Genomic DNA, 24,477 nt, shown 5'->3' with positions numbered 1-24,477 from the left:
GGTGCCCCCGTTCGCAGGTCAGGCCTTGTCGCGGCCGGCGTCGAGGCTGGCCTGGAGCACGCGCGCGACGACGAAGCCGAGCGCGGCGGCCGTGCCGATCGCGACGCCGGGCGACTTGCGCACAAACGCACTGATATCGTCGAAGATGTCGTCGACGTCGCGCTCGCGCACCTGCTCGGAGAATTTGGAGACGGCGCCGGACGCCTGCCGCGCATAGCCGCCGAACTGCTCGCCCAGCTTCTCGTCGACGTCGCCGGCCGCCTTGTCGAGCAGCTTGGCAAACTCGTCGAGCGCGTCGGTGGCGCGCGCCTTGCCCTCGCCGGCGAGGGTCTTGAGCTTCTCGCCCGCCTGGCCGCTGATCTTGCCCGCCTCGTCGCGAATCGCCTGGGTAGCTCCGCGCTTAGTGCCCTTGGCGCGGTCGGCCGCGTCGATCCGCGCCTGCACCGCGGGATCGGCCTCGAACTCGATGTCACGCTCGCCGTTGCCGCCGGGAGTACCCTTGGCGCCGGTGTCTTCAGCCATGGTTTCGGACCCTTTCGTCGTTTCAGAGCGAGAACAAGCAGTGCCGCGAGCCGGTTCCATTGCTGCGGGCGGGAAGAGCCGATAGAGGCGCCCGCACGCACCACAGCCGTCCATGTAGGGAGCTCGTTACGTGACCGCAATCATCGACATCCATGCCCGCGCCATCCTCGACAGCCGCGGCAATCCTACCGTCGAGGTCGACGTGATGCTGGAGGACGGCAGCTTCGGTCGCGCCGCGGTTCCCTCGGGCGCCTCGACCGGCGCGCACGAGGCGGTCGAGCTGCGCGACGGCGACAAGGCGCGCTGGCTGGGCAAGGGGGTCGACAAGGCGGTCGCCGCGGTCAACGGCGAGATCGCGGAGGAAGTGCTGGGCCTCGAGGCCGAGGACCAGGCCGAGCTCGACCAGGCGATGATCGAACTGGACGGTACGGAGAACAAGGGCCGTCTCGGCGCCAACGCGATCCTGGGCGTCAGCCTCGCCGCCGCCAAGGCCGCCGCGGACGCGCGCGGGCTGCCGCTCTATCGCTACATCGGCGGGGTCAATGCGCATGTGCTGCCGGTGCCGATGATGAACATCATCAACGGCGGCGAGCATGCCGACAACCCGATCGATTTCCAGGAGTTCATGATCGTCCCCGTCGGCGCCGACAGCATCGTCGAGGCGGTACGTTGCGGGTCAGAGATTTTCCACACGCTCAAGAAGAAGCTCCACGACAAGGGGCTCGCGACCGGCGTCGGCGACGAGGGCGGCTTCGCGCCGAACATCGCCTCGACCAGCGAGGCGCTCGACTTCATCGTCGCCAGCATCGAGGCGGCCGGCTACACCCCCGGCGGCGACGTGATGCTCGCGCTCGACTGCGCGGCGACCGAGTTCTTCAAGGACGGCGCCTATCACATCTCGGGTGAGGGCAAGGTGCTGTCGCCGGCGGAGATGGCTGGCTACCTCTCCGACCTTACCGCCCGCTATCCGATCTTCTCGATCGAGGACGGCATGGCCGAGGACGATTTCGAGGGGTGGAAGGCACTCACCGACGCGATCGGCGGCGAGATCCAACTCGTCGGCGACGACCTGTTCGTGACCAATCCGAAGCGTCTCGCCGACGGTATTCAGCGCGGCCTCGCCAACTCGCTGCTGGTCAAGGTCAACCAGATCGGTACTCTGACCGAGACGCTGGAGGCGGTGAGCCTGGCGCAGCGCTCGTCCTACACCGCGGTGATGTCGCACCGTTCGGGCGAGACCGAGGACGCCACGATCGCCGACCTCGCCGTCGCCACCAACTGCGGGCAAATCAAGACCGGCTCGCTGGCACGCTCGGACCGGCTCGCCAAGTACAACCAGCTCATCCGCATCGAGGAGGAGCTGGGCGACGTCGCCCGTTATGCGGGCCGCAGCGTGATTCGCGCCTAAACCTAAGCCCCTCTCCTTCAGGGGAGGGGTCGGGGGTGGGGCAGTGCGGCAGGCGTGGCGCTCGTGGATAGGCCCCACCCCAACCCCTCCCCTTAAGGGGAGGGGCTTAAGTGTGAATCCCCTCACGACTCCCGCCGGAAATGCTTGATTCGGCACGTTGATTAGGTGAGAATTAACCATGCCCGTTGCCGTTCGTCATCGCCCGCGCACCAAATCGCCGGTCAACGCCCTGCTCAGGCGGGCTGGGCTGCCGGCGGCGGCGCTGATCGTGATGGGGCTGTTCGCCTATTATGCGGTGCTCGGCCCGAACGGCGTCTTGTCCTATCCGGAATATTCCCGTCAGCTCGAGAAGCGGCAGCAGGAATATGCCGCGCTCGACAAGCAGCGGGCCGAGCTCAAGAACCGCGTCCGCCAGCTCGATCCCAAGCGCGCCAACCCCGACATGGTCGACGAGATGGTCCGCAAGGAGCTCAACGTCGTCCATCCGGACGAGATCATCATCCCGCTCGACAAGAAGTAACGAAAGTAACGATCGCGGGCGCGCAACATTCGTAGCCCGCAACCGTTGCAGGAGGCGCGCGAACGCGCCTATACGCCCGCCATCCTCCCCAACCGGAAACGAGGTTTCCTAACCGTGGCCAAAGCCCCTGCGCGCAAATCCGCCGCTCCCTCCTCTCCGCCGATTCCCAATCGCGAGCGTCCCGCCGAGCCGAAGCGATATGAAGCTTCCAAGGAGGAAATGCTCAAGTTCTACAAGGACATGCTCCTTATCCGCCGCTTCGAGGAGAAGGCGGGCCAGCTCTACGGCCTCGGCCTGATCGGCGGCTTCTGCCACCTCTACATCGGCCAGGAAGCGGTCGCGGTCGGCCTGCAGTCGGGACTCAGCGATAAGGATTCGGTGATCACCGGCTATCGCGATCACGGCCATATGCTGCTGTGCGGGATCCCGCCCAAGGACGTGATGGCCGAGCTCACCGGCCGCGCCGCCGGCATCTCGAAGGGCAAGGGCGGCTCGATGCACATGTTCAGCGTCGAGCATAAGTTCTACGGCGGCCACGGCATCGTCGGCGCGCAGGTGCCGCTCGGCACCGGGCTCGCCTTCAGCCACAAGTACAATGAGGACGGCGGCGTCTGCCTCGCCTATTTCGGCGACGGCGCGGCCAACCAGGGCCAGGTCTACGAGGCCTTCAACATGGCCGAGCTGTGGAAGCTCCCGGTCATCTACGTGATCGAGAACAACCAGTACGCCATGGGTACCTCGGTCAACCGCTCGTCGGCGGAGGACCAGCTCTATCGCCGCGGCGAGAGCTTCCGCATCCCCGGCATCCAGGTCGACGGCATGGACGTGCTCGCCTGCCGCGGCGCGATCGAGGAGGCGCTCCAGTGGGTGCGCGCCGGCAAGGGGCCGCTGATCCTGGAGATGAAGACCTACCGCTATCGCGGCCACTCGATGTCGGATCCGGCCAAGTACCGCAGCCGCGAGGAGGTCCAGTCGGTCCGCGACAAGTCCGATCCGATCGAGCATGCCAAGCGCGAGCTCGAGACGATGGGCGTCAGCGAGGACGAGCTCAAGAAGGTCGAACAGGATATTCGCAAGGTGATCAACGAAGCGGCCGATTTCGCCGAAAGCACGCCCGAGCCGGAGCCCGCCGAGCTCTACACCGACGTCCTGGTGGAGAGCTACTGATGGCGATCGAGCTCAAGATGCCGGCGCTCTCCCCGACGATGGAGGAGGGCACCATCGCCAAATGGCTGGTGAAGGAAGGCGACACGGTGAAGTCGGGCGACATTCTCGCCGAGATCGAGACCGACAAGGCGACGATGGAGTTCGAGGCGGTCGACGAAGGCACCGTCGCCAAGATTCTCGTGCCTGAGGGCACCGATGGGGTGAAGGTCGGCACCGTGATCGCGACGATCGCGGGTGAAGGCGAGGATGCCTCCGCGACCCCCGCGCCCGCTCCGGCTCCGGCCGAGAAGACAGCGCCCGCGCCGGTGCCGGGGCCAGAAGGCGGCGAGCAGAAGCCGGTCGAGACCGGCGCCCGCGCCATGTTCGAGGCGGCGAAGCGCGACGCGGCCAGCGACCCCGAGGTCCTCGAGGGCACCGAGATGGTCAAGCAGACCATCCGCGAGGCGCTGCGCGACGCCATGGCCGAGGAGATGCGCGCCGATCCGCGCGTGTTCGTGATGGGCGAAGAGGTCGCCGAATATCAGGGCGCCTACAAGGTCACCCAGGGCCTGCTCGACGAGTTCGGCCCGAAGCGCGTGATCGACACGCCGATCACCGAATACGGCTTCGCCGGCCTCGGCACCGGCGCGGCGATGGGCGGCCTGAAGCCGATCGTCGAATTCATGACCTTCAACTTCGCGATGCAGGCGATCGACCACATCGTGAACTCCGCGGCCAAGACCAACTACATGTCGGGTGGCCAGATGCGCTGCCCGATCGTGTTCCGCGGCCCCAATGGCGCCGCCAGCCGCGTCGCCGCGCAGCACTCGCAGAACTACGGGCCCTGGTACGCCAGCGTCCCCGGCCTGATCGTGATCGCGCCCTATGACGCGGCGGACGCCAAGGGCCTGCTGCGCGCCGCGATCCAGACCGACGATCCGGTCGTGTTCCTCGAGAACGAGCTGCTCTACGGCCGCACCTTCGAGGTGCCGAAGCTCGACGACTGGGTGCTGCCGATCGGCAAAGCCCGCATCATGCGGCCGGGCAAGGACGTCACCATCGTCAGCTACTCGATCGGCGTGGGCGTCAGCCTGGAAGCTGCCGAGATGCTGGAGAAGGAAGGCATCGAGGCCGAGGTGGTCGACCTCAGGACGCTGCGTCCGCTCGACAAGGCGACGGTGCTGAAGTCGCTCGCCAAGACCAACCGCCTGGTGGTGGTCGAGGAGGGCTGGCCGACCTGCTCGATCTCGTCGGAGATCATGGCGATCGCGATGGAGGAGGGCTTCGATGACCTTGACGCCCCGGTGCTGCGCGTCACCAACGAGGACGTGCCGCTGCCCTATGCCGCCAACCTCGAGAAGCTGGCGCTGATCACCGCCGACAAGGTGGTCGCGGCGGTGAAGAAGGTGACGTATCACGGCTAAAGCACGATCAAGTGACAAATACGGTCGTCATCCCGGCTTTCGCCGGGGTGACGATTTCAGCTTAAGCCGATCATCTTCCAATGCCTGATCGGACCCGCGCCGGTTGGACGGCGCGGGCTTCGGGTCACTGAGTGAGGTGGGCGGTTGCGACTGCCTTCTGGAACAGGGCGGCGAGCGCAGCCGAGATGTCGCCGTCCGTCGTCACCTCGTAGAATAGGCCCGGCGATGCGCACTGGATCAGCGCTGGGCTGATTTTATCCACTGGTGAGAGGTACGGCGTCTTCACATTGGTGATGGACCAGGGTTCTGACGCGGATTCTGGCAGATATTTTGTGTTCAGTACCGCGATGCGAATACCGCGATCCTTGACCTGAGTGCATTTGGCAACGTCGATTGGTCCTTCCGGGCGACTGTTTGGCCGAGTTTCGTCCCACATGCCATCGGTGACAATGAACAGCAGCGCTTGAGGTGTATCCCCCGGCATATTCGTTCCATCACCAGGGGCGGTTGGCATCTTCGCTAGCACACCGTCGAATCCCTTAGTGAAATGACTCCCTTTATCACTGTCGTTAATAGATGAGGTGCGCCAATTGTTCTTGTAGTATGCTTGCACCTGGGCATCTGCGGCGTGGCTTTTTACACGAATGAGATCGGCATCCACCCACATTCCATCGCTACTTTTAGAGGTTGGCCAAAATAGCTTGTATGCAAAATCGAAGCTCGACAGGCTCATACGATATTTAGCATTATTCTCTGCGGACGTACTGCTGGCGACATCCATTAGATCTCCAACGGCCTTCACGACGAGATCCGTGCGAAGAACAATCTTATTGTTTCGTGAAAGCTGATAATAATCTATACAATTTGTATAAGAGCTGTTGCATGACAATTCATAATTATCGTTGTTATTGTATGTTAAATTAGTTTGATGACAGGCAAACGCGCATCTATCGGTATATTTATCCTTGTCTTTTATCTTCTTGCCGCCGGTTAAGTCGCCCATCAGGTTCAAGCCAGCCTGAGTGGCCGGAAGCAGCATCGACTGCGAGACATCCAACATCAGATAGAAATCGATATTCGGTGCCTGCGATGAATTAGCGCTCGACGTGCCGCCGATCGGGATCGTCGGCATCTTGAGCAGCCCACCGAAGGCGTTCTGCGACTGCGCGGTATAGGACACCACCGCGGTGCGGGTATTGCTGGCGCCGACCGTGCCGGTGATCGTCACTGTGACGTTGGCCGGATCATAGGTCAGCCCCGGTAAACCCGAGACCTGCGAGGTGAAGAAGGATTTGGCGATGACCTTGATGTCCTCGTTGGTCTTTTCCATCATCGGCTTGCTGACGGCCATCAGCGCGGCGGCGTCGGCGGCGGCGTTCATCTTGGTCTGGAGCCTGGCGGCGCGCGAATAGTCCACGACCATGCCCGTCGACAGGGCCAGCGGGATCGTCGCGAAGCCCATGATCATCAGCACGTTGCCGCGGCGATCGGACAGCAGCCGCCGCCACAGCGCGGCGATCGCGGAGAAGCGCGTGCGGGTCATGATGTTCTCATCTTCACGAGATTGGAGGCGCGCGGCCCCATGATGATCTGGTCGTGCATGTTGATCGTGCCGATCAGGTTCGCCGCCACGATCGGGTCGTAGCGGTAGTCGACGGCGGCGACGATCACATAGGTGTCCGGCTGCTTGACCTCGGCGGGCAGCTCAAACGCGGCGCCCTTCGTCAGGCCGATGATGTTCTTGCCCTGGCTCCAGTCGACCGTGGCGACGAGCTTGTCGTCGATGTGGATCTGGGAGACCGTGATCTTGCTGGCTGCGGCGCTGTAGGGTGTCAGCACCTGGGCGCTGGCGTTGAGGATCGTGTTGACGTCGCTCTGGCTCACCGAGGTGAGCTGGCTGGTGAGGTCGGCCACGGTCTTCGTCGTGATGGTCACCTTGCGATAGGCGGACACGGCATCGCTGAACTGATAGGCGCCGACGAGCAGCAGGATGAGAAACGGCAGCGCGAGCGCGAATTCGGTCAACGCGACGCCGCGGTGATCTCTGGCGAGCCGGATCATTCGACGTACGGTTCCGTCTTGAACACGGAGACCGCAACCAGCAACCGCTTTCCGTCTGCGGTGTTTGCCAGGTTGAAGCCCAGCGGCGCGGTGACCTCCGGCCAGAGATACATGATCTTGACGACGTTGATCGTGCCCGGTCCGCCCGGCTTGAACTCCCAGCTGTTCTTGACCGTCCCGTCGGGATTGTAGGCGATCGTCGGCGACGATGTGTCGACGCCGTCGAAAGTGAGCGCCTGCCGCACGTCGATCATCAGCTTCCCGCATTCCATGAAGGACGGGAGCTTGGCGCAGACATTGGTCTTGAATTGCGCCGCAGTCTGGTTGCTGCGCTGCACCTCGCCGGTGACCATCTGGCGAACCGTCTTTTCCGCCGTGGTTTCCAGCGTCTGCTGGGCGAAGAAGGTGAGGCTGATCTGCAGTGTGGCGACGATCAGCGCGGCAAAGGGGGCGGCGATCAGTGCGAACTCGATCGCACCCGCACCGCGGCGGTCGCGCGCAATCCTGTCGGCCGCGCGACCCATGCGCAGCCTTTGCCGGAAGGTAATCGCCTGCTGCCCCGGTTTGCCCATCGCACGGCGATATCGCATGGGCTTGCTTAAGAAATTCCCAAGGAGGCCGGAGACGGCGAATGACGCAGGAAACGGTCACCTCTCAGGACGAAGCGGAGCGGCGGCTTGCCTTGGCCTATGCCCCTCCGAACCAACGAGCAGCGATGGCGGCCCTGTTCACGCTCGACGACGCGCTCGCATCGGTGCTGAGGACCACCCGCGAGCCAATGGTCGGGCAGATGCGGCTGACCTGGTGGCATGATGCGCTGACCAACCTCGACAGCGCGCCCCCGCCGGCCGAGCCGGTGTTGCAAGGGCTCGCGCGCGATGTGCTGCCGCTGGGTGTGACCGGCGGGACGCTTGCGGCGATGGTCGAGGGGTGGGAGGAACTGCTGGAAGCCGATCCACTATCCGACACGGCGTTGGAGGCTTTCGCCCGGCTGCGGGGCGGCACGTTGTTTGTCGCAGGCGGCGCGGGGGCGGACGATCCGCTCCAGGCCGCCGGAACAGGTTGGGCGCTTGTCGACCTTGCCCGCCATGCGCGTGACGTCGAGCTCGCCCAGCGCGCTGGAACGCTCGCCGCCCCCTATTTCGAAAAGGCGCTTGCGGCGCGTTGGAACCGCGCGAACCGTGGCTGGGGGGCGCTGGCGCACCTCGCGCGTTTGCATGACGCCGCACCGCCGCGGCGCGTGGGCCGCGCGCTTTGGCATCGCATGACTGGCTTGTAACTCCCAACTTCGATAGCCTCGTCCTATTGGTCCTTCGAGGGGGAGAGGGCGATGCTCAGATATCTGGCCGGCGTGGTCTCGGCGTTGTTGCTGGTGGGGGCAGGGGTGTTCCTGTTCCGTTCGAGCGCCAGTCCGGAAGCACCGCCGGTACCGCGCGCGTTGGTCGCGAGCACGGGTACACAGGCGCAGGAAGAGACCGCCGACGATGTCGCGCTGCCCGCCGCCTCCGCCAAGACACGCGAGGAGAAGCGGTTCGCGCGTTACGACAAGGACAAGAACGGCCAGGTCGCGCGCGAGGAATATCTCGCATCGCGGCGCAAGGCCTTCGCCAAGCTCGACCGCGACGGCGACGGCCGGCTCTCGTTCGACGAATGGGCGGCGAAGACCACCGACAAGTTCGCCAAGGCGGACAAGGACGGATCGGGGGCACTTACGCCCGCCGAGTTCGCGTCCACCGCCGTCAAGCGTTCGCCGCAGCGGCGCGTGCCCTGTCCGCCTCAATCGCGGGACGAAGCGGATTGAGCCACTCCGCCAGCGCCGCACGGGCACGATCGGTATAGAGCCGCTTGCGATCGGCCTTCCGTGCGCGACCTTCGATCGGCGGGAACAGGCCGAAATTGACGTTCATCGGCTGATAGGTCTCGGCCACCGCCGCCCCGGTGATGTGGCTGAGCAACGCGCCGAGCGCGGTCTCGGGCGGCGGCGGAGCGAGTGGTCGGCCGAGTATCTCCGCGGCGGCGAAGCGTCCCGCCAGCAGGCCGATCGCGGCGCTTTCGATATAGCCTTCGCACCCGGTGATCTGCCCGGCGAAGCGGATATGCGGCCGCGCCTTGAGCCTGAGGGTCGGATCGAGCAGCTCCGGCGAGCGGATGAAGGTGTTGCGATGGAGGCCGCCCAGCCGGGCGAACTCGGCGTTCTCCAGGCCCGGAATGGTGCGGAACACGCGCACCTGCTCGGCATGGCGGAGCTTGGTCTGGAAGCCGACCATGTTCCACAGCGTGCCCGATGCGTTGTCCTGCCGGAGCTGAACCACGGCATAGGGCCAGCGGCCGGTGCGCGGATCGTCGAGCCCGACGCCCTTCATCGGGCCGTAGCGCAGCGTGTCGACACCGCGCTCGGCCATCACCTCGATCGGCATGCAGCCTTCGAAATAGGGCACGCCCTCCCATTCGCGGAACTCGGTCTTCTCGGCGGCGAGCAGCGCGGCGTGGAAGGCGAGGTACTCGTCCTTGGTCAGCGGGCAGTTGATGTAGTCGGTCCCGTCCCCCTTGTTCCAGCGCGATTGAAACCAGGCGAGGCCCATGTCGATCGAATCGCGGTGCACGATCGGCGCAATCGCGTCGAAGAAGGCGAGGGCATCGCTGCCGGTCGCGCCGGCGATGCTCTCCGCGAGCGCGGGATCGGTAAGCGGCCCGGTGGCGACGATGGTCGGGCCCGTATCAGGCAGGCGCTCGACCTTCTCGCGGACAACCTCGATATTGGGATGTGCCGCGAGCGCCGCAGTGACGCCCTCCGAAAAGCCGTCGCGATCGACTGCGAGCGCCGATCCGGCGGGGACGCGGTGCCGGTCGCCCTCGGCCATGATCAGCGAGCCCAGCGTCCGCATCTCCTGATGCAGCAGGCCGACCGCATTGTTCTCGGCATCGTCGGAACGGAAGCTGTTCGAGCAGACCAGTTCGGCCAGACCCGCGCCTTGATGGGCCGGCGTCATTCCGCCGCCGCCGCGCATCTCGCTGAGGCGTACCCGCACGCCCGCCTGAGCGAGCTGCCACGCCGCTTCCGACCCAGCGAGGCCGCCGCCGATGATATGGACCTGATGCTCGAACACGTTACCTGATGCGTTGTGGAGAGGAAGCCGGACACCATAGGCATGACCATCGGCGCAGGACAGACCCGATTCCGCTGGATCTTCGCCGCTGCGCTGGTGGCGGGAGCGAGCTATTTCGCGGCGATCCGAACCGGCGTCGACGGCGCGGCGCTGATCGCCTGGAAAGGCGCCGGTGTCGGGCTGCTCGCGCTATGGGCGGCGCTCAACGCGCGGAGCCGCGACGGCTGGCTGATCGCGGCGGCGCTGGCGCTGGGCGCACTCGGCGACGTGCTGCTGGCGGCGATGGGGCTGACGGTAGGAGCGCTGGCATTCCTGGCGGGGCATGTCGTCGCCGTCGTGCTCTACCTGCGCAACCGGGCGCGCTTGTGGTGGATGATGCTGCCCGCGGTGATGCTGGTGCCTCTGGTCGCGGTGGTGCTCGGCCCTACGCCCGATGCCGGAATCGCGCTCTACGCGACCGGGCTCGGCGCGATGGCGGGTGCTGCGCTGATCAGCCGTTTCCCGCGCATCGTCGGCATCGGGGCGATGCTGTTTGTCCTCTCCGACTGGCTGATCTTCGCGGAGACGGGAGCGCTCGCCGGATCACCGCTGCCGGGGCTGCTCACCTGGCCGCTCTATTTCGCGGGTCAGGCGATGATTGCTGGTGGCCTGATCGGCTTCCTCGCAGGCGAGGGTGCCCATACTAGCCAGTGACGGCAGATCAGTGCCGAGATCGCGCCGGTCATGGCGAGGGCGAGTTTGAAAGGCTCCTCGTCCGGGCCGAGCGATACGAACGGGGTCCAGCCGCCAGCCGTGGCGGCTCCCGCGAGCGCCCACATGATGGGCAGCTGGAATGCAGGGTTGCGGTCCCCGAGCCATCCCATGGCCATCGCACCGACAGTGACCGGGATGGCAGCAATGATCGCTCCGATCACGATGGCCGGCAGAAGGATCATCAAAGCGAATGTCAGCTCGGAAGTGATTGCGATCGGTCCGGGTGACAGGGCCAACACCGCCACACCCACGCTGGCAACGAACACCGGACCTGCCGCGATGGTGGCGATGGCGCATCCCGTGAAGTTTCGGAAAGCCATGATCGAGCTCCTTGATATGGAAGGGCGGGCAACGGTGCCCGCCCGACCAGTTCACGCGACCGCTTCGGCTTTCCCGCTTTCGGCGAGCCAGCCGTTCACCTTGCGTCCAAACTGGGCGATCGCGCCCATGTTGAAGAAGTGCATCGCGCCGAGCACCACCACCGCGAGTCCGACCTTGCTGCTCAGGAAGCGGATCGCGTCGGTGATTGTCGCCGGCTCCTTGCCGAGGCTCAGCGTCAGGGTGATGAAGCCGATGTTGATCAGATAGAAGCCGACCACCAGCAAATGATTGGTCGACCGCGCCAGTTCAATGTTCTGCCCGAAGCACTGGATCAGGAAGACGATGCCGTTGCGGCTCAGCGTATGCGCGACCCAGATGGTGATGGCGATGGTGATCGCGAGGTACAGGGCATAGACGGTCTCGACCATGGAAGGTCTCCTTCATGGTATTTCGTATCTTCTGTAATTTCTGAAATTTTAAGGTAAACGTCAGGGCGGGTAGGGCATGGCCGATCTCCCCTCAGACGGCTTTCCGGCCGGGAATGAATCGCGCCACCTTGCCGCCGAGCTTCATCAGCGCGACGAGGGTGGGCTTGGGCAGCACGCGCACTTGATCGTACCAGGTGCTGAGCGTGCTCGTGAACTCGTGCATCCGCGTGATCCGCTCGCGCAGCACCGGCGGGGCGTCCGCGTCGGCCTTGAGCCGCTCGGCGAGCGTGGCGAGATGGGCGATGGTGGGGTCGATCTCACGCCGCTTGCGCTCGGCGACGATGCGGGTCAGCATCTCCCACAGGTCGGTCTCGGCGACGAAATGGTCGCGGCGGTCGCCTTCGACATGGACGCGCCGGATGATGCCATAGCCCTGCAGTTCCTTGAGCGCGGTCGAGACGTTGGATCGGGCGAGCGTCAGTCCTTCGACCAAGGCATCGGCGGTGAGCGGGCGGTCGGCGAGATAGAGCATCGCATGGACCTGGCTCACCGAGCGGTTGACGCCCCAATGCGTGCCCATCTCCCCCCAATGGAGGATGAAAGCGCGGGCATCGGGGTGATCGAGCAGGGTCATATCGTCTCTTTCTGTAAAAACAGAAATAACAGAAGGTGAGCCTGTCGTCAACCTCGTTCGTGGGCGCGATCCGGTGTAACCTTCTTCGGCCCGGCGCGTTGGGCGCGGAGAGAGGAGGGACCGGTCATGCTCGATCACATCGGCCTTGCCGTCAGCGACATCGAGCGCTCGCGTGCCTTCTACGAGGCGGCTCTGGCCCCGCTCGGGATCCGGACGATCCGTACGGAGACCAACACGCTCGGCAACAATGCCGTGCTGATGGGCGACGACGAGATATTCTTCGTGATCGCCGACGGGGAGACGGTCAGCGATGCCCTGCACGTCGCCTTCCGGGCCGAGACGATCGAGGAAGTCGATAATTTTCACAAGGCCGCGCTCGCCGCTGGCGGACGCGATAATGGTGCGCCCGGCATCCGTCCGCAGTATGAAGGTCGCTACTATGCCGCCTTTGCTCTCGACCCCGACGGAATGAACATCGAGGCGGTATGCCATCTGGAGCAGACCGGTGACGATCTACACCATCGGCTATGAAGGGGCGACCTTCGACGAGGTCGTCGCTGCGTTGGAGCGGGCAGGGGTCGAGCAGGTGATCGACATCCGCGCGCTGCCGCTGTCGCGCCGGCCCGGCTTCTCCAAATCGACGCTCGCCGCCGGCTTGGCCGAACACGGCATCGGCTATGTTCATCTGAAGGCACTCGGCACGCCCAAGCCGGGCCGCGACGCCGCGAAGAAGGGCGACCGTGCGACGCTGGAGGCGGTCTACGCTGGCCAGCTCGAACTGCCCGAGGCGCAGGCGGAGGCGGCGCGGATGCGCGCGCTGGCGGCGGAGAAACCTTCCGCCTTGCTCTGCTTCGAGCGTGATCCGGCGGTGTGCCACCGCACCCTGCTCCTCGCCGCGGAGGGACGGGGGATGGAGGTCGTCGATCTGTTCGCCTAGCGCTTCAGCGCCTTGGCGATCGCGGCCTCGGCGATGGGACGCATGATGGCATAGCCGTCAGCATTGGAATGGACCCCGTCCGCGGCCAGGCCCGGCTTCATCGATCCGTCCGGAGCGGCCATCGCCGAATGATAATCGGCATAGACGAGGCCGTTGGCGCGGGCATAGCTGCGCAGCCAGCGGTTGAGCGCGATGATCCGCTGCGCCGGCTGGATGCCCGGCCGCCAGCGGAACGCGCCGGCCGGAAGCACCGAGCCGATCACGACGCGAATGCCGGCCGCGCGCGCCTGCCGCACCATCTTGCGGATCTCGCGTTCGGTGTCGGCCTGGGTCATCGGTCCGGTGTTGCCGGCGATATCGTTGGTGCCGGCCATGATGTGGACGACCGCCGGCTTGAGCGCGACCACGTCCTGGGCGAAGCGCAGGCTCATCTGCGGCGTGGTCTGGCCGCTGATGCCGCGGTCGACCCGGTCCGACCTGAAGAAACCGGGATCGGTCCTGATCCAGCCTTCGGTGATCGAATCGCCCATGAAAACGATGCGGACCTTGGTCCTGGCGGCAGACAGTGCCTGGTTGTCCGCGCGATAGCGGCAGAGCCAGCCGAAGTCGGCCTCACGCGACCATTTGCCGTCGGCCGGGCAGGTCGCCGGCGCCGTCTGCGCAGGCGCGGCGGCCTGGATGGAAAGCAGCGCGGCGCTAGCCGGTAACAGGAAGGCGAACCGAACCGTCATCGTCACGCTCCAGCGGAGAGTAGGCGATCACCGCGTCGAGCGGCAAAGACCCATAGAGATGCGGGAAGAGCTGACCGCCGCGCGATTCCTCCCAGCGGATCGCGTCGCCCAGCGCCTCGAGGTCGACCGCGACGACGTGGAGGTGCTCCTGTCCCGCGAAATGCTTGTCGACGGTCTCGGTGAGCTGCCCGGAGGTCGAAAGGTGGATGTATCCGTCGGCAAGATCGACCGGCGCGCCGGCAAAGTTGCCGTCGTGCTCCAGCGCCGCCATCTGCTCGGTGGTCAGGACCTTGTAGGCGGTCGTCGCCTTCACTCGCCGTCCTCCGGACCTGCCGCCAGGTCCTCGCCCGGTTCGGCATCGGGCGTCGGTGCCCCAACGCTCGGACCGTCGCCGAGGTTCGCTTCGGCCTCCTCCTCGCTCTCCTCGATGCGCGCGGCGGAGACGACATGCTCGTCGTCGGCGACGTTGAACAGCCGCACGCCCGCCGAGCCCCTGCCAATGACGCGGAGATCGCCGAGCGGGATGCGGATCAGCTTGGCCTGGTCGGTGACCAGCATGAGCTGCTGCGCCTTGGTCGCCGGAAAGCTGGCGACGACGGGGCCGTTGCGGGCGATGTTGTCGATGTTGGTGATGCCTTGGCCGCCGCGGCCGGTGCGGCGATACTCATAGGCGGAGGACAGCTTGCCATAGCCGTTGGCGCAGATGGTCAGGATGAACTGCTCGTGCGCGCGCAGATGCTCGAACCGGTCGAGCGGCATGCTGGGCTCGCCGTCGCGCTCCGCCTTCCACGGCGCGTAGCGGAGATAGTCCTCGCGCTCCTCCGAGGTCGCGCCCGAACGATGGAGGATCGACAGCGAGATCACCTCGTCGCCATCCTTCAGCGTCATGCCGCGAACGCCGGTCGAGTTGCGGCTCTGGAACTCGCGCACGTCGCTGCCGGGGAAGCGGATCGCCTTGCCCTGGCGCGTCGCCAGCAGAACGTCGTCGTTCTCGTCGAGCAGCGCGACGCCGATCAGCCGGTCGTCCTCATCCTCGCCCTCGAACTTCATCGCGATCTTACCGTTCGACGGCACGTTGGTGAACGCGTCCATCGAGTTGCGGCGCACCGAGCCCCTGGCAGTGGCGAACATGACGTGGAGCTTGCCCCACTCGTTCTCGTCCTCGGGCAGCGGCAGCACGGTCGAGATCGTCTCCCCGCTCGCGAGCGGCAGCAGGTTGATCATCGGCCGCCCGCGCGTGTTGGCGCCGCCTTCCGGCAGGCGCCACACCTTCATGCGATAGACGCGGCCGAGCGTGGAGAAGAACAGCACCGGCGTGTGCGTGGAGGTCACGAACAGCTCGGTGACGACGTCCTCGTCCTTGGTCGCCATGCCGGCGCGGCCCTTGCCGCCGCGGTTCTGGGCGCGGAAGGTGTCGAGCGGGGTGCGCTTGATATAGCCTTCCATGGTCACGGTGACGACCATGTCCTCGCGCTCGATCAGGTCCTCGTCCTCGATGCCGTCGGCGGCGGCGGCGATCTCGGTCCGGCGCGGCGTGGCGAACTGGTCGCGCACCTCGATCAGCTCGGTGCGCATGATCTCGTAGAGCTTGGCGCGGTTGGCGAGGATCTCGAGGAATTCGGCGATCGAGCTGGCCAGCTCCGCCAGCTCGTCGCCGATCTCGTCGCGGCCGAGCGCCGTCAGGCGGTGGAGGCGCAGGTCGAGGATCGCGCGGACCTGGAGCTCGGACAGGCGGTAGCTGTCGCCTTCCACCTCGGCCTCGACCGCCTCGACCAGGCGGATATAGGGCGCGATCTCGGCAACCGGCCATTCGCGGGCGAGCAGGGTCTCACGCGCCGTCGCCGGATTCGGCGATCCGCGGATGATGCGCACCACCTCGTCGAGGTTGGTGACCGCGATGACGAGGCCGAGCAACAGGTGCGCGCGCTCGCGGGCCTTGGCGAGCTCGAACTTCGAGCGGCGGGTGATCACCTCCTCGCGGAAGCGGACGAACGCCTCGATGATGTCGCGCAGGTTGAGCAGCTCGGGCCGGCCGCCGCGGATCGCGAGCATGTTGGCCGGGAAGCTGCCCTGCGCCGGCGTGTGGCGCCACAGCTGGTTCAGCACCACCTCGGGCGTCGCGTCGCGGCGCAGGTCGATGACGATGCGCACGCCCTCGCGGTTCGATTCGTCCCGGATGTCGCTGACGCCTTCGACGCGCTTGTCCTTGGCAGCCTCGGCAATCTTCTCGACCAGCGCGTTCTTGCCCTGCTGGTAGGGGATTTCGGTGAGCACGATCGAGCGGCGGTCGCCGCGCTGCTCGAAGCTGTGACGCGAGCGCACGATGATCGAGCCACGCCCGCCCTCATAGGCCGCGCGGCAGCCCGAACGGCCGAGGATCAGCGCGCCGGTCGGGAAGTCCGGTCCCGGTACGATCTCCATCAGTTCTTCGGTCGTGATCGCGCCGTCGTCCATGTACGCAAGGCACGCGTCGATCACCTCGCCCAGATTGTGCGGCGGGATGTTGGTCGCCATGCCGACCGCGATGCCGCCGGCGCCGTTGACGAGGAGATTGGGGAAGCGCGCAGGGAGGACCGAAGGCTCGCGTTCCGACCCGTCGTAATTGGGGACGAAGTCGACCGTGTCCTTTTCGATGTCCTCGAGCAGCGAACCCGCGACCTTGGCCAGACGCGCCTCGGTGTAGCGCTCGGCTGCCGGCGGATCCGGGTCCATCGACCCGAAATTGCCTTGGCCGTCGATCAGCGGCACCCGCATCGCCCAATCTTGGGCGAGACGCGCGAGCGCATCGTAGATCGCCTGGTTGCCGTGTGGGTGGTACTTACCCATCGTGTCGCCGGTGATGCGGGCGCACTTGCGATAGGAGCGGTTCCAGACGTAGCCGCTTTCCTGGCAGCTCCACAGGATGCGGCGATGAACCGGCTTCAGGCCGTCGCGCACGTCGGGCAGGGCGCGCGCGACGATCACGGACATGGCATAGTCGAGATAGCTCGACTTCATCTCGTCGACGATCGAGATGGGGGTAATGTCGGAGGGGTCGGCGAGCAGCGTCTCGTCGGTCAAGTTCTGATGCTTTCAGGAATGTTGCAATGTCGTGTCGGCTCTAGCGGCCCGCGAAGGCGCCAGCAACCCCCGCGCGCGTATGTACGCGCGTGCGCGCGAGGAACCGAATCCGTTCAAAAGCGGTTCAGCGCGCGCGGGGCAAGTCCGGTCGGTCAAATGCTTGAACGGCGCGGGGGCCTTGCCTAGAGCGGGACGATTTTTCCCGACAGAGGCCCGCAGAGGAGACCTGATGATGAAGCTGATTTCGCACGCCGCGCTGGTTGCGGTCCTTGCCGCCGGCGTGACGGTGACGGCGGTGGCCACGCCCGCCGTCGCGCAGAAGAAGAAGGACAAGGACGCCGGCGCGCCGCAGCTCAATCTGTCCGAGGCGATCCGCAAGCCCATCTCCGAGGCGCAGACCGCGATCGCCGCCAAGGACAATACGACCGCGATGGCCAAGATCGCCGAGGCCGAGGCGCTCGCGAAGACCGACGACGACCGCTATGTCGTCAACGCGCTCAGGCTACCGATCGTCGCGCAGGGCCAGGATCAGAATGCACTGCTCCCGATCCTCGACGCACTGATCAGCAATCCCAAGACGCCGCAGACCGATCTACCGCGCTACAACTACTTCCGCGGCGCGATCCCCTTCCAGAACAAGAAGTACGCCGATGCGCTGCCGTACCTCACCAAGGCGCGCGACCTCGGCTATCAGGACCAGAACCTCGCGCTGCAGGTCGCGCAATCGATGATCGAGACCGGCAACGTCCAAGGCGGCGTTGCCGAGATCGACAAGGCGATCAAGGCCGAGGAGGCTGCCGGTCGCAAGGCGCCGCAGGATTGGTACAATTATGCGATCGCCAAGCTCTTCGCCTCTGGCCAGAAGGCAGAGACCGCGGCTTGGCTGCAGCGTTCGGTCAAGGCCTATCCGACCGCGGAGAACTGGCGGAAGGTGATCCTGGTCTATCGCGACGGACGTGAGGCCAAGGGCGGTCAGCCGCTCGACCGCAACCAGCGGCTCGACCTGTTCCGCCTGATGCGCGCGACCAAGGCGCTCGCCGACCAGAGCGACTATCTGGAATATGCCAACCTCGCCTATCAGGCGGGTCTGCCCTATGAGACCAAGGCAGTGCTCGACGAAGGCAAGGCGACCGGCAAGATCCCGGCCACCAACGCCACCGCCACTCAGCTCCTCCGGGACTCGCAGGCCGCGATTAAGTCGGATGCTCCGCTCGCCACGATCGAGAAGCAGGCGAGCACCAGCGGCAAGGCCGCGATGGGCGCCGGCGACGTCAACCTGGCATTGGGCAATTATGCCAAGGCGGCGGAGTTCTACAGGCTCGCGCTGTCGAAGGGCGGCGTCGACACGTCGGAAGCCAACCTTCGCCTGGGCCAGGCGCTGACGCAAGCGGGCGACAAGGCCGGCGCGCGTACCGCGTTCCAGGGTGTGACAACGGCGCCGCGCAGCGAGATCGCCGGTTTCTGGACCAACTGGATGGATATATCGCCGACCGCCACGGCGACCGGCGCCTGATCGCTAACGGGGCGGCCGGCGCGGCCGCCCCGTGATTTACAGCACCGGGATTCCCGGCTGAGCCTTCGAGGTGCGAATCGTCAGCGACGTCTTTACGTGGCTGACGTTGGGCGCAGGCGTGAGCTGCGTCGTCAGCAGCTCCTGGAAGGCGCGAAGATCGGTGGCGACGATCTTCAGGATGAAGTCGATCTCGCCGTTCAGCATGTGGCATTCTCTGACTTCGGGAATCTGCGCGACATGCGCCTCGAACGCCGCGAGATCGGCCTCGGCCTGGCTCTTGAGGCTCACCATCGCGAAGACCGTGATGGTATAGCCCAGACTGGCGGGGTCCAGGGCGGCGTGATAGCCGCGGATCGCGCCCTCCTCCTCGAGTGCGCGGACGCGGCGGAGGCACGGCGGGGCGGTGAGGCCGACCCGTTCGGCGAGCTCCACATTGGTCATCCGCCCGTCCTCCTGGAGCAGCGACATGATCTGCCGGTCGATCCGGTCGAACGCCATTCGTGATTATCCCCCGATGATTGTTGCCGAATCGGCGCGACCAGCAATAAGAAAATTTCACGCGAACGCAATTGTTCGACTCTGACGATACACAACTTAACGTCTGCGACTTGTCGAAGATTGCCGAACGGCCAGTCTGTGCCACATTGCGACGTCCCAAAATGCGCCGTTTCGACCTCCCCCGCCGCTCGTTAAGGATTCGTGACGACGCGCGCTTCACCAACCGGCGTGCGCAGGGGGCCGAGTGCGCTTCGACGATACTCTCGACACGGTGCTGGCAGCAGGGCTTGATACGCCGACCGCGGCGCAGGCAGGATGGCGCCAGCTCGTCGACCTGGTCGCGCGGGGACGGATTGCGGCGGATGCGCGTGCTATGACGGCGTTGATGGAGTTGAAGGATCAAGTGCCGTTGACGGTGCGGGCGGCGAGCGCGCGAGCGACAGCCGGTGCCCGTCCGCCCGCAGCGCTGGTCCGCCTGCTAGCGCTCGACGAGATCGCGGTATCGGCGCCCGTGCTCCGTTTCGCGACTCTACCCCCCGAGTCGTGGATCGCACTGCTGCCTGAACTGTCGCCGCAGGGGCGTGCGGTGCTGCGCCATCGCCGCGATCTCGATCCCAAGGTGGTGCGTGCACTGGAGAGCTTCGGACCAACCGATTTCGTGCTGCCGTCGGCCGGAACGCCGTCGGAATCGGCGTTCCGTTTTGAAACGCAAACCAAAAGGCCTGACGGGGGCGGACCGATCCTCGATATTCCCGGCGACGCGCCCGGCAGTGAATCCCGATCCGGGATCGATGCGCAGGAGACCGTTGCCCCTCCAGCATCCGACCCATTTCGTTCGGTCGGCGAGGTCGCGCAGGATCTGCCGGTCGTTGCGAAGGCACGGCAGCAGGAGCACGACGAGCCCGGCGAAACCTTCCGCATCGCCGACGTCGTCGCACGGATCGAAGCTTATCAGCGCGATCACGAAACCATCGTGCCCGCCGCCGAGCACGTCGCGCTCGCCGATCGCTTCGTGTTCGAAACCGACGAGACCGGTGCGATCCGCTGGGTCGAGGGTGTGGCGCGCGGGCCGCTCGTCGGGCTGTCGCTCGCCGTTCCGGCCTTGCCGCGAGCCGCAGGCGTCGATGGCGTGGCCGCAGGTGCATTTCGACGCCGCACGCGTTTCGTCGACGCGCATCTGCACGTTGGCGGCGAGACCGACGCATCGGGCGAGTGGCGCATCTCCGGCACGCCGTCCTTCGACGGGCGCACGGGCCGCTTCACCGGCTATCGCGGCGAAGCGCGCCGCCCCCGCACCGATCAACGGCCGGGCCGGGCGCCCCGGCCGGACGCGATGCGCCAGCTCGTCCACGAGCTGCGCACGCCGACCAATGCGATCGTCGGCTTTTCCGAGATGATCGAGCACGCCATGCTGGGCCCGGTCCCCGAGCCCTATCGGCACCATGCCGAGACGATCCGCTCGGATGCGCAGGACCTGCTCGCGGCGATCGACGACCTCGACACCGCGGCGCGCATCCAGTCGGGCGCGCTCGACCTCCGACCCGAGACGGTGGCGCTCGAACCGCTGCTGATCCAGATCATCGCCGACCTCGCCCCGCTCGCCCAGGTGCGCGCCGCCCGGATCGTGATCGACGGCAAGCCCGGCGAGGCGTTCGGTGACATCTATGCACTGCGGCGCCTGCTGGAGCGTCTGCTGGCGACGCTGCTCGGCGTCACTGAGCCCGGCGAGAGCGTGGTCGTTCGTGCCGAGGAGCCCGGCTTGCTGTCGATCTCGCGGCCGCGCGCGCTGGCGGTGTTCGAGGGCGATGCGCTGTTCTCGATCGACGACGAGGACAATCCGGCGTCGCTCCTCGGCAGCGGCTTTGCGCTGCGGCTGGTGCGCAATCTCGCCCGCCAGCTGGGTGGTGGACTAGTGGTCGAGGGTGATGCCTTGACTCTGCGCCTGCCTGCGGCAGGACGCCAGACGATGGAGCAGGTGCGGCAGAGCTGACGGTGGACGCGGGGGACACCCATCACCCGCCGCTGCCCGCGCTGGGCGATCGCGTCCGGTGGCCCGCCGATTTCGGGCAGCGTTTCACCATTTTCGTCGATACCGAGGAAGAATTCGACTGGAGCGCGCCGCTCGCCCGCGATGCGTGCTCGGTGCGTGCCACGGGGGCGATCCCGGCCGCAGCGCGACGTTTTTCGGAGACGGGGGCGGCATTGACCTTCCTCGTCGATCATCCGATCGTGACCGATCCGGCATCGATCGAACATCTACGGACTGCGCTCGCTGAAGGCGCCCATGCGGTGGGCACCCAGCTCCACCCCTGGGTCAATCCGCCGTTCGACGAGGCCGTCAATCCGCGGAACAGCTTCGCCGGCAACCTGCCCCGCGCGCTGGAGGCGGCCAAGCTCGACGTGCTGACCGACGCGATCACGGAGGCATTCGGACGGCCGAAGCTCTATCGCGCCGGCCGCTATGGGATCGGCCCGGCGACGCTCGCCCTGCTGGCGGAGCGGGGGTATCGCTTCGACAGCTCGATCCGTCCCGGCTATGACTATTCGGGCAAGGGCGGCCCTATTTTTCTCGATCACGGCAATCATGCCTTTCGTACGCCGGAAGGTGTGATCGAACTGCCGCTCACCACCGTCTATACCGGCCGAGCCCGCAGAGGCGGAGCAGCGCTGTACCGTATGGCCGGAATCGTCCCCAAGGGACGCGGCCTGCTCGCGCGCACCGGTCTGCTGGCGCGAGTGGCGTTGACGCCCGAAGGCATGCCGCTTTCGGACGCCCTCGAGGCCGTGCGGGTTGCGGCTGGGGAGGGGGTGACGCTGCTCAACTTCAGCTTTCACTCGCCGTCGCTGGAACCGGGGCACACGCCCTATGTCCGTGATGCGCAGGACCTGGCTGCGTTCTGGCGCTGGTGGGATGCGATGCTGACGCTGCTCGACCGACTGGGGATCGCCTCCGCCAGTCTCGACGAGATCGTTGCCGCGGCCGATGCGGCAGCGCTTGCGCGCGCCTGACGCGGCCCTTATCGCAGCGTTTCGCTGGCGGGCCTGTAGCTCAATGGTTAGAGCTGGCCGCTCATAACGGCTAGGTTGCGGGTTCGAGTCCTGCCGGGCCCACCAGCGCCGCGCAGGGTAAGCAGCAGCGGAGTTGATGCGAGCCTCTAAGCGCGGCCGTCCGACGGCGCGGCTTTGCCACGGCGCCTTGCATGCAGTTCAATGAAGCCGCTAAGGGCCGTCACGTCGGGGAGTAGCGCAGCCTGGTAGCGCATCTGCTTTGGGAGCAGAGGGTCGCAGGTTCGAATCCTGTCTCCCCGACCACCTACTGCCGTGAAGCGCCTTATGTGCTCCACTTCTGAAGCGCGTCAGCCGCCCCTTGCGGCCGCCCAGGCTTTGGTATCCTGGCACATGTCCATGGCTTGCTTGTAAGCGTCACGACCCGTGACCCGCGAGAGATAGGCCCCCTCGACCTCGCCGTAGACGACGCCTCCGTTTCTCCTGGCCTGCAGCAGGGCATAGGCCACCGAGATGTCGGCCGCCGTGAACGCCTCGCCGGCAACATAGGGCGTCCGCTCGAGCTGCCGCGTCACCAGTCCCAGCCGGGATTCGAACACGCTCATCGCCTGACGGGCACTCCAGTTGTTCCGCTCGCCTTCGGGCGCGATGTGGCGCGCGCCGCTGACGAAATACATGGAGGCCGCGAGTCCCGCCTCGCCGAGGTGAAGGAACTGCTGGTACAAGGGGAAGACCGGCTCGTGCGGCTCCGGCGCAAGCGGCGTCGGGCCGTAACGCGCCATCAGATATTCCATGATCGCGATCGACTCGACCATGATGACGTCGCCGTCCTGGATCGCGGGGATGAACCCGGCGGGATTGATGGTCAGGAACTCTGGATCGTTCTCGACGCCGGCCAGCAGGTCCACGGGCCGCAGTCGGTAAGAAAGCCCCATCTCTTCCAGCAGCCAGGCAACCCGGAAGCCCCGTCCCTCGCCGAATAGGGTGATCATGGCCGCAATCCCTTCCAGACCGCTTGCAATTCGCAAGCGGTTTGAATTAGCCGGACCAATCCTATTTTGCAAGCGGTGGGAGCCAGATGATGTTAAGGGATATGCCCTGATCGGACGACTGCTACTCCGCAGTCGAGCGCAGCCGGTAACCGACCCCCGGTTCGTTGATGATCAGCAGCGGCCGTGCCGGATCGGCTTCCAGCTTCTGGCGCAGGTTGCGCACCACGATACGCAGGTAATCCACGTGCGTCTCATGCGCCGGTCCCCAGACGGTGCGCAGGAGTTGGGCGTGGCCGATAACGCGATCGGGCCGCTTGGCGAGTTCAGCCAGCACCTCATATTCCTTGGGCGATAGATGGACTTCCTCGCCGGCACGGCGGACGCGGCGGTGGACGAGGTCGATCTCGACCTCGCCGGCCGTGACGCGGTCGCGCTCGGCCTGGGTCGCGAGACGGTGGCGGAGCGCGGTGCGGATGCGGGCGAGCAACTCCTCGGTGTCGAACGGCTTGGTCAGGTAATCGTCGGCGCCGAGATCGAGCGCCGCGACCTTCTCGGCCGTATCTTCGCGCGCTGAGACGACGAGCACCGTCGCCTGCGAGCGTGCGCGGACGAGCTGGATCAGCTCCAGCCCGTCGCGGTCGGGGAGGCCGAGGTCGAGCAGCACCGCCTGCGGCTTGTCGATGTCGAGCAGCGACAGACCCTCGCGCGCGGTGGCCGCCTCCGCCACCTCATGCCCTGCGCGCTCGAGCGCGACGCGCAACAGGCGGCGGATGGCGGCGTCGTCCTCGACGATCAGGACCTTGGTCGGCAGGGCCATGCCCTCCTTGTTACGGGCGCGGTGCCAACCGGTCGAGTGCGCGATTGAGCGCGAGGACGTTGACGCGCGGCTCGCCGAGGAAGCCGAGCAGCGGATATTGGGTCTCGCGCGTGATCAGCTGGCGTACTGCATCCACTGGAATCCCCCGCGCCTTGGCGACGCGCCCGGCCTGGAAAAAGGCCGCCTCGGGGCTGAGATCGGGATCGAGCCCCGAGGCGGAGGCAGTCACCAGATCGGCGGGAACCGATTGTCCTGGTGAGGAACCATTGGCGGCGAGGTCGGTCTTGACGCGGTCGACCAGCGCCTGGCTGGTCGGGCCGAGGTTCGATCCCGAGGAAGCGAGCGCGTCATAGCCCTTGCCGGCGGCCGAGGGCCGCGAGTGGAAATAGCCGGGGGCGGCGAAGCCCTGGCCGATCAGCTCGGAGCCGATCACCTTGCCGTTCTCGCGGATCAGGCTGCCGTTCGCCTGATGCGGGAAGGCAAGCTGGCCGATGCCGGTCAGCGCAGCCGGATAGGCGAGGCCGAGGAGCGCGGCGAACAGGATCGTCAGCACGATTGCCGGGCGGAGCGCGGTCTTGAGGTCGGTGAGCATGGTTCTG

27 protein-coding genes and 2 tRNA genes are annotated in these 24,477 nt (G+C 66.1%); 14 read left to right on the top strand and 15 right to left on the bottom strand.

Annotation, left to right across the window (positions count from 1 at the left end):
* Nucleotides 1-18 precede the first annotated feature (18 nt).
* Nucleotides 19-522 carry a hypothetical protein gene (locus AC2YHA_RS04940; protein WP_233782428.1) on the bottom strand — a complete coding sequence of 168 codons (504 nt, stop codon included), beginning with the start codon at nt 520-522 and terminating at the stop codon, nt 19-21.
* 130 nt (nt 523-652) lie between these two features.
* Between AC2YHA_RS04940 and eno the strand changes: the two genes are divergently transcribed.
* The 4 genes from eno (at nt 653) to AC2YHA_RS04920 (ending at nt 5,020) form a co-directional block, all read left to right on the top strand.
* Entirely contained in the window at nt 653-1,930 is a 1,278-nt protein-coding gene (gene eno / locus AC2YHA_RS04935) for a phosphopyruvate hydratase (protein WP_487400594.1), read from the top strand.
* A gap of 178 nt (nt 1,931-2,108) precedes the next feature.
* Complete coding sequence (locus tag AC2YHA_RS04930; RefSeq protein ID WP_233782430.1) at nt 2,109-2,450, top strand: FtsB family cell division protein; 342 nt, start codon at nt 2,109-2,111, stop codon at nt 2,448-2,450.
* Between the two features lie 114 nt (nt 2,451-2,564).
* Nucleotides 2,565-3,617 (top strand): pyruvate dehydrogenase (acetyl-transferring) E1 component subunit alpha, encoded by a 1,053-nt coding sequence (gene pdhA, locus AC2YHA_RS04925; protein ID WP_233782431.1) that lies wholly within the window; start codon nt 2,565-2,567, stop codon nt 3,615-3,617.
* Nucleotides 3,617-5,020 (top strand): pyruvate dehydrogenase complex E1 component subunit beta, encoded by a 1,404-nt coding sequence (locus tag AC2YHA_RS04920; protein WP_487400593.1) that lies wholly within the window; start codon nt 3,617-3,619, stop codon nt 5,018-5,020. The genes pdhA and AC2YHA_RS04920 overlap by 1 nt, the downstream gene beginning before the upstream one ends.
* 124 nt (nt 5,021-5,144) lie before the next feature.
* Here AC2YHA_RS04920 and AC2YHA_RS04915 read toward each other — a convergent pair whose 3' ends face one another.
* The 3 genes from AC2YHA_RS04915 to AC2YHA_RS04905 are packed head-to-tail and all read right to left on the bottom strand — an operon-like array spanning nt 5,145 to nt 7,671.
* Nucleotides 5,145-6,563, bottom strand: a complete 1,419-nt coding sequence (locus AC2YHA_RS04915) for a TadE/TadG family type IV pilus assembly protein (protein ID WP_487400592.1) — start codon at nt 6,561-6,563, stop codon at nt 5,145-5,147.
* Complete coding sequence (locus tag AC2YHA_RS04910; protein WP_487400591.1) at nt 6,560-7,081, bottom strand: TadE/TadG family type IV pilus assembly protein; 522 nt, start codon at nt 7,079-7,081, stop codon at nt 6,560-6,562. Before AC2YHA_RS04910 ends, AC2YHA_RS04915 begins: the two co-directional genes overlap by 4 nt.
* Entirely contained in the window at nt 7,078-7,671 is a 594-nt protein-coding gene (locus AC2YHA_RS04905; RefSeq protein ID WP_487400590.1) for a TadE/TadG family type IV pilus assembly protein, read from the bottom strand. Before AC2YHA_RS04905 ends, AC2YHA_RS04910 begins: the two co-directional genes overlap by 4 nt.
* Before the next feature lie 41 nt (nt 7,672-7,712).
* Between AC2YHA_RS04905 and AC2YHA_RS04900 the strand changes: the two genes are divergently transcribed.
* Both AC2YHA_RS04900 and AC2YHA_RS04895 read left to right on the top strand, forming a co-directional pair.
* Nucleotides 7,713-8,360, top strand: a complete 648-nt coding sequence (locus tag AC2YHA_RS04900; protein ID WP_487400589.1) for a squalene/phytoene synthase family protein — start codon at nt 7,713-7,715, stop codon at nt 8,358-8,360.
* Between the two features lie 51 nt (nt 8,361-8,411).
* Nucleotides 8,412-8,882, top strand: coding sequence for an EF-hand domain-containing protein (locus tag AC2YHA_RS04895; protein ID WP_487400588.1), 471 nt, complete (start codon nt 8,412-8,414; stop codon nt 8,880-8,882).
* Here AC2YHA_RS04895 and trmFO read toward each other — a convergent pair.
* Nucleotides 8,821-10,188: a methylenetetrahydrofolate--tRNA-(uracil(54)-C(5))-methyltransferase (FADH(2)-oxidizing) TrmFO gene (gene trmFO / locus AC2YHA_RS04890; protein ID WP_487400587.1), complete on the bottom strand. Its 1,368-nt coding sequence runs from the start codon at nt 10,186-10,188 to the stop codon at nt 8,821-8,823. The two genes, AC2YHA_RS04895 and trmFO, sit on opposite strands and share 62 nt — an antisense overlap.
* 42 nt (nt 10,189-10,230) lie before the next feature.
* Between trmFO and AC2YHA_RS04885 the strand changes: the two genes are divergently transcribed.
* The gene (locus tag AC2YHA_RS04885) at nt 10,231-10,881 is read left to right on the top strand and encodes a lysoplasmalogenase family protein (protein ID WP_487400586.1); all 651 of its coding nucleotides are present in this window, start codon (nt 10,231-10,233) and stop codon (nt 10,879-10,881) included.
* Here AC2YHA_RS04885 and AC2YHA_RS04880 read toward each other — a convergent pair.
* The 3 genes from AC2YHA_RS04880 to AC2YHA_RS04870 all read right to left on the bottom strand — a co-directional run bounded on the left by AC2YHA_RS04880 (nt 10,815) and on the right by AC2YHA_RS04870 (nt 12,324).
* The gene (locus AC2YHA_RS04880) at nt 10,815-11,261 is read right to left on the bottom strand and encodes a hypothetical protein (protein ID WP_487400585.1); all 447 of its coding nucleotides are present in this window, start codon (nt 11,259-11,261) and stop codon (nt 10,815-10,817) included. The two genes, AC2YHA_RS04885 and AC2YHA_RS04880, sit on opposite strands and share 67 nt — an antisense overlap.
* Nucleotides 11,262-11,312: 51 nt before the next feature.
* Complete coding sequence (locus AC2YHA_RS04875; protein ID WP_233782446.1) at nt 11,313-11,690, bottom strand: hypothetical protein; 378 nt, start codon at nt 11,688-11,690, stop codon at nt 11,313-11,315.
* Nucleotides 11,691-11,781: 91 nt separating this feature from the next.
* A complete protein-coding gene (locus AC2YHA_RS04870) occupies nt 11,782-12,324 on the bottom strand; it encodes a GbsR/MarR family transcriptional regulator (protein ID WP_487400584.1) in 543 nt (180 codons plus the stop codon).
* A 126-nt stretch (nt 12,325-12,450) separates the two neighbouring features.
* Between AC2YHA_RS04870 and AC2YHA_RS04865 the strand changes: the two genes are divergently transcribed.
* Both AC2YHA_RS04865 and AC2YHA_RS04860 read left to right on the top strand, forming a co-directional pair.
* Nucleotides 12,451-12,855 (top strand): VOC family protein, encoded by a 405-nt coding sequence (locus tag AC2YHA_RS04865; RefSeq protein ID WP_233782450.1) that lies wholly within the window; start codon nt 12,451-12,453, stop codon nt 12,853-12,855.
* Nucleotides 12,830-13,261 (top strand): DUF488 domain-containing protein, encoded by a 432-nt coding sequence (locus AC2YHA_RS04860; protein WP_233782451.1) that lies wholly within the window; start codon nt 12,830-12,832, stop codon nt 13,259-13,261. Before AC2YHA_RS04865 ends, AC2YHA_RS04860 begins: the two co-directional genes overlap by 26 nt.
* Here the strand turns inward: AC2YHA_RS04860 and AC2YHA_RS04855 are convergent.
* Genes AC2YHA_RS04855 through gyrA form a run of 3 tightly spaced genes read right to left on the bottom strand, consistent with a single transcriptional unit; the run spans nt 13,258 to nt 17,052 of the window.
* Nucleotides 13,258-13,992, bottom strand: a complete 735-nt coding sequence (locus tag AC2YHA_RS04855; RefSeq protein WP_487400583.1) for an SGNH/GDSL hydrolase family protein — start codon at nt 13,990-13,992, stop codon at nt 13,258-13,260. The genes AC2YHA_RS04860 and AC2YHA_RS04855 overlap by 4 nt on opposite strands.
* On the bottom strand, nt 13,958-14,305 hold the full coding sequence (locus tag AC2YHA_RS04850) for a DUF952 domain-containing protein (protein WP_487400582.1): 348 nt from the start codon (nt 14,303-14,305) through the stop codon (nt 13,958-13,960). Before AC2YHA_RS04850 ends, AC2YHA_RS04855 begins: the two co-directional genes overlap by 35 nt.
* A complete protein-coding gene (gene gyrA / locus AC2YHA_RS04845; protein ID WP_487400581.1) occupies nt 14,302-17,052 on the bottom strand; it encodes a DNA gyrase subunit A in 2,751 nt (916 codons plus the stop codon). The genes AC2YHA_RS04850 and gyrA overlap by 4 nt, the downstream gene beginning before the upstream one ends.
* A gap of 229 nt (nt 17,053-17,281) precedes the next feature.
* Between gyrA and AC2YHA_RS04840 the strand changes: the two genes are divergently transcribed.
* Nucleotides 17,282-18,565, top strand: coding sequence for a hypothetical protein (locus AC2YHA_RS04840; RefSeq protein ID WP_487400580.1), 1,284 nt, complete (start codon nt 17,282-17,284; stop codon nt 18,563-18,565).
* 36 nt (nt 18,566-18,601) lie between these two features.
* Here AC2YHA_RS04840 and AC2YHA_RS04835 read toward each other — a convergent pair whose 3' ends face one another.
* Entirely contained in the window at nt 18,602-19,063 is a 462-nt protein-coding gene (locus AC2YHA_RS04835) for an Lrp/AsnC family transcriptional regulator (protein ID WP_233782455.1), read from the bottom strand.
* A 244-nt stretch (nt 19,064-19,307) separates the two neighbouring features.
* On the opposite strand from AC2YHA_RS04835, the gene AC2YHA_RS04830 reads away from it, so the two are divergent.
* The 4 genes from AC2YHA_RS04830 (at nt 19,308) to AC2YHA_RS04815 (ending at nt 22,375) form a co-directional block, all read left to right on the top strand.
* Entirely contained in the window at nt 19,308-21,053 is a 1,746-nt protein-coding gene (locus AC2YHA_RS04830; RefSeq protein ID WP_487400579.1) for a sensor histidine kinase, read from the top strand.
* 2 nt (nt 21,054-21,055) lie between these two features.
* Nucleotides 21,056-22,072, top strand: coding sequence for a polysaccharide deacetylase family protein (locus tag AC2YHA_RS04825; protein WP_487400578.1), 1,017 nt, complete (start codon nt 21,056-21,058; stop codon nt 22,070-22,072).
* 29 nt (nt 22,073-22,101) lie between these two features.
* Nucleotides 22,102-22,177 (top strand) — tRNA-Ile (locus AC2YHA_RS04820).
* Between the two features lie 121 nt (nt 22,178-22,298).
* A tRNA-Pro gene (locus AC2YHA_RS04815) sits at nt 22,299-22,375 on the top strand.
* Nucleotides 22,376-22,419: 44 nt separating this feature from the next.
* Here the strand turns inward: AC2YHA_RS04815 and AC2YHA_RS04810 are convergent.
* From AC2YHA_RS04810 to kdpC, 3 genes are all read right to left on the bottom strand, one after another.
* Nucleotides 22,420-23,061: a glutathione S-transferase family protein gene (locus tag AC2YHA_RS04810; RefSeq protein WP_487400577.1), complete on the bottom strand. Its 642-nt coding sequence runs from the start codon at nt 23,059-23,061 to the stop codon at nt 22,420-22,422.
* A 121-nt stretch (nt 23,062-23,182) separates the two neighbouring features.
* On the bottom strand, nt 23,183-23,878 hold the full coding sequence (locus AC2YHA_RS04805; RefSeq protein WP_233782613.1) for a response regulator: 696 nt from the start codon (nt 23,876-23,878) through the stop codon (nt 23,183-23,185).
* 10 nt (nt 23,879-23,888) lie between these two features.
* Nucleotides 23,889-24,470: a potassium-transporting ATPase subunit KdpC gene (gene kdpC / locus AC2YHA_RS04800; RefSeq protein WP_487400576.1), complete on the bottom strand. Its 582-nt coding sequence runs from the start codon at nt 24,468-24,470 to the stop codon at nt 23,889-23,891.
* Nucleotides 24,471-24,477 lie beyond the last annotated feature (7 nt).

Source organism: Sphingomonas sp. SRI_018, assembly GCF_057586275.1.
This window is presented reverse-complemented; position numbering and strand designations above follow the sequence as displayed.

Bases quoted from the DNA above. Each gene is read 5' to 3' on its own strand.
- AC2YHA_RS04920 (WP_487400593.1), top strand. From the start codon at position 3,617: ATGGCGATCGAGCTCAAGATGCCGGCGCTCTCCCCGACGATGGAGGAG.
- AC2YHA_RS04810 (WP_487400577.1), bottom strand. From the start codon at position 23,061: ATGATCACCCTATTCGGCGAGGGACGGGGCTTCCGGGTTGCCTGGCTG.
- AC2YHA_RS04895 (WP_487400588.1), top strand. From the start codon at position 8,412: ATGCTCAGATATCTGGCCGGCGTGGTCTCGGCGTTGTTGCTGGTGGGG.
- AC2YHA_RS04940 (WP_233782428.1), bottom strand. From the start codon at position 522: ATGGCTGAAGACACCGGCGCCAAGGGTACTCCCGGCGGCAACGGCGAG.
- AC2YHA_RS04880 (WP_487400585.1), bottom strand. From the start codon at position 11,261: ATGGCTTTCCGAAACTTCACGGGATGCGCCATCGCCACCATCGCGGCA.
- AC2YHA_RS04805 (WP_233782613.1), bottom strand. From the start codon at position 23,878: ATGGCCCTGCCGACCAAGGTCCTGATCGTCGAGGACGACGCCGCCATC.
- AC2YHA_RS04835 (WP_233782455.1), bottom strand. From the start codon at position 19,063: ATGGCGTTCGACCGGATCGACCGGCAGATCATGTCGCTGCTCCAGGAG.
- AC2YHA_RS04855 (WP_487400583.1), bottom strand. From the start codon at position 13,992: ATGACGGTTCGGTTCGCCTTCCTGTTACCGGCTAGCGCCGCGCTGCTT.
- AC2YHA_RS04905 (WP_487400590.1), bottom strand. From the start codon at position 7,671: ATGCGATATCGCCGTGCGATGGGCAAACCGGGGCAGCAGGCGATTACC.
- kdpC (WP_487400576.1), bottom strand. From the start codon at position 24,470: ATGCTCACCGACCTCAAGACCGCGCTCCGCCCGGCAATCGTGCTGACG.
- AC2YHA_RS04870 (WP_487400584.1), bottom strand. From the start codon at position 12,324: ATGACCCTGCTCGATCACCCCGATGCCCGCGCTTTCATCCTCCATTGG.
- AC2YHA_RS04930 (WP_233782430.1), top strand. From the start codon at position 2,109: ATGCCCGTTGCCGTTCGTCATCGCCCGCGCACCAAATCGCCGGTCAAC.
- AC2YHA_RS04865 (WP_233782450.1), top strand. From the start codon at position 12,451: ATGCTCGATCACATCGGCCTTGCCGTCAGCGACATCGAGCGCTCGCGT.
- AC2YHA_RS04840 (WP_487400580.1), top strand. From the start codon at position 17,282: ATGATGAAGCTGATTTCGCACGCCGCGCTGGTTGCGGTCCTTGCCGCC.
- AC2YHA_RS04875 (WP_233782446.1), bottom strand. From the start codon at position 11,690: ATGGTCGAGACCGTCTATGCCCTGTACCTCGCGATCACCATCGCCATC.
- AC2YHA_RS04900 (WP_487400589.1), top strand. From the start codon at position 7,713: ATGACGCAGGAAACGGTCACCTCTCAGGACGAAGCGGAGCGGCGGCTT.
- AC2YHA_RS04885 (WP_487400586.1), top strand. From the start codon at position 10,231: ATGACCATCGGCGCAGGACAGACCCGATTCCGCTGGATCTTCGCCGCT.
- AC2YHA_RS04915 (WP_487400592.1), bottom strand. From the start codon at position 6,563: ATGACCCGCACGCGCTTCTCCGCGATCGCCGCGCTGTGGCGGCGGCTG.
- AC2YHA_RS04910 (WP_487400591.1), bottom strand. From the start codon at position 7,081: ATGATCCGGCTCGCCAGAGATCACCGCGGCGTCGCGTTGACCGAATTC.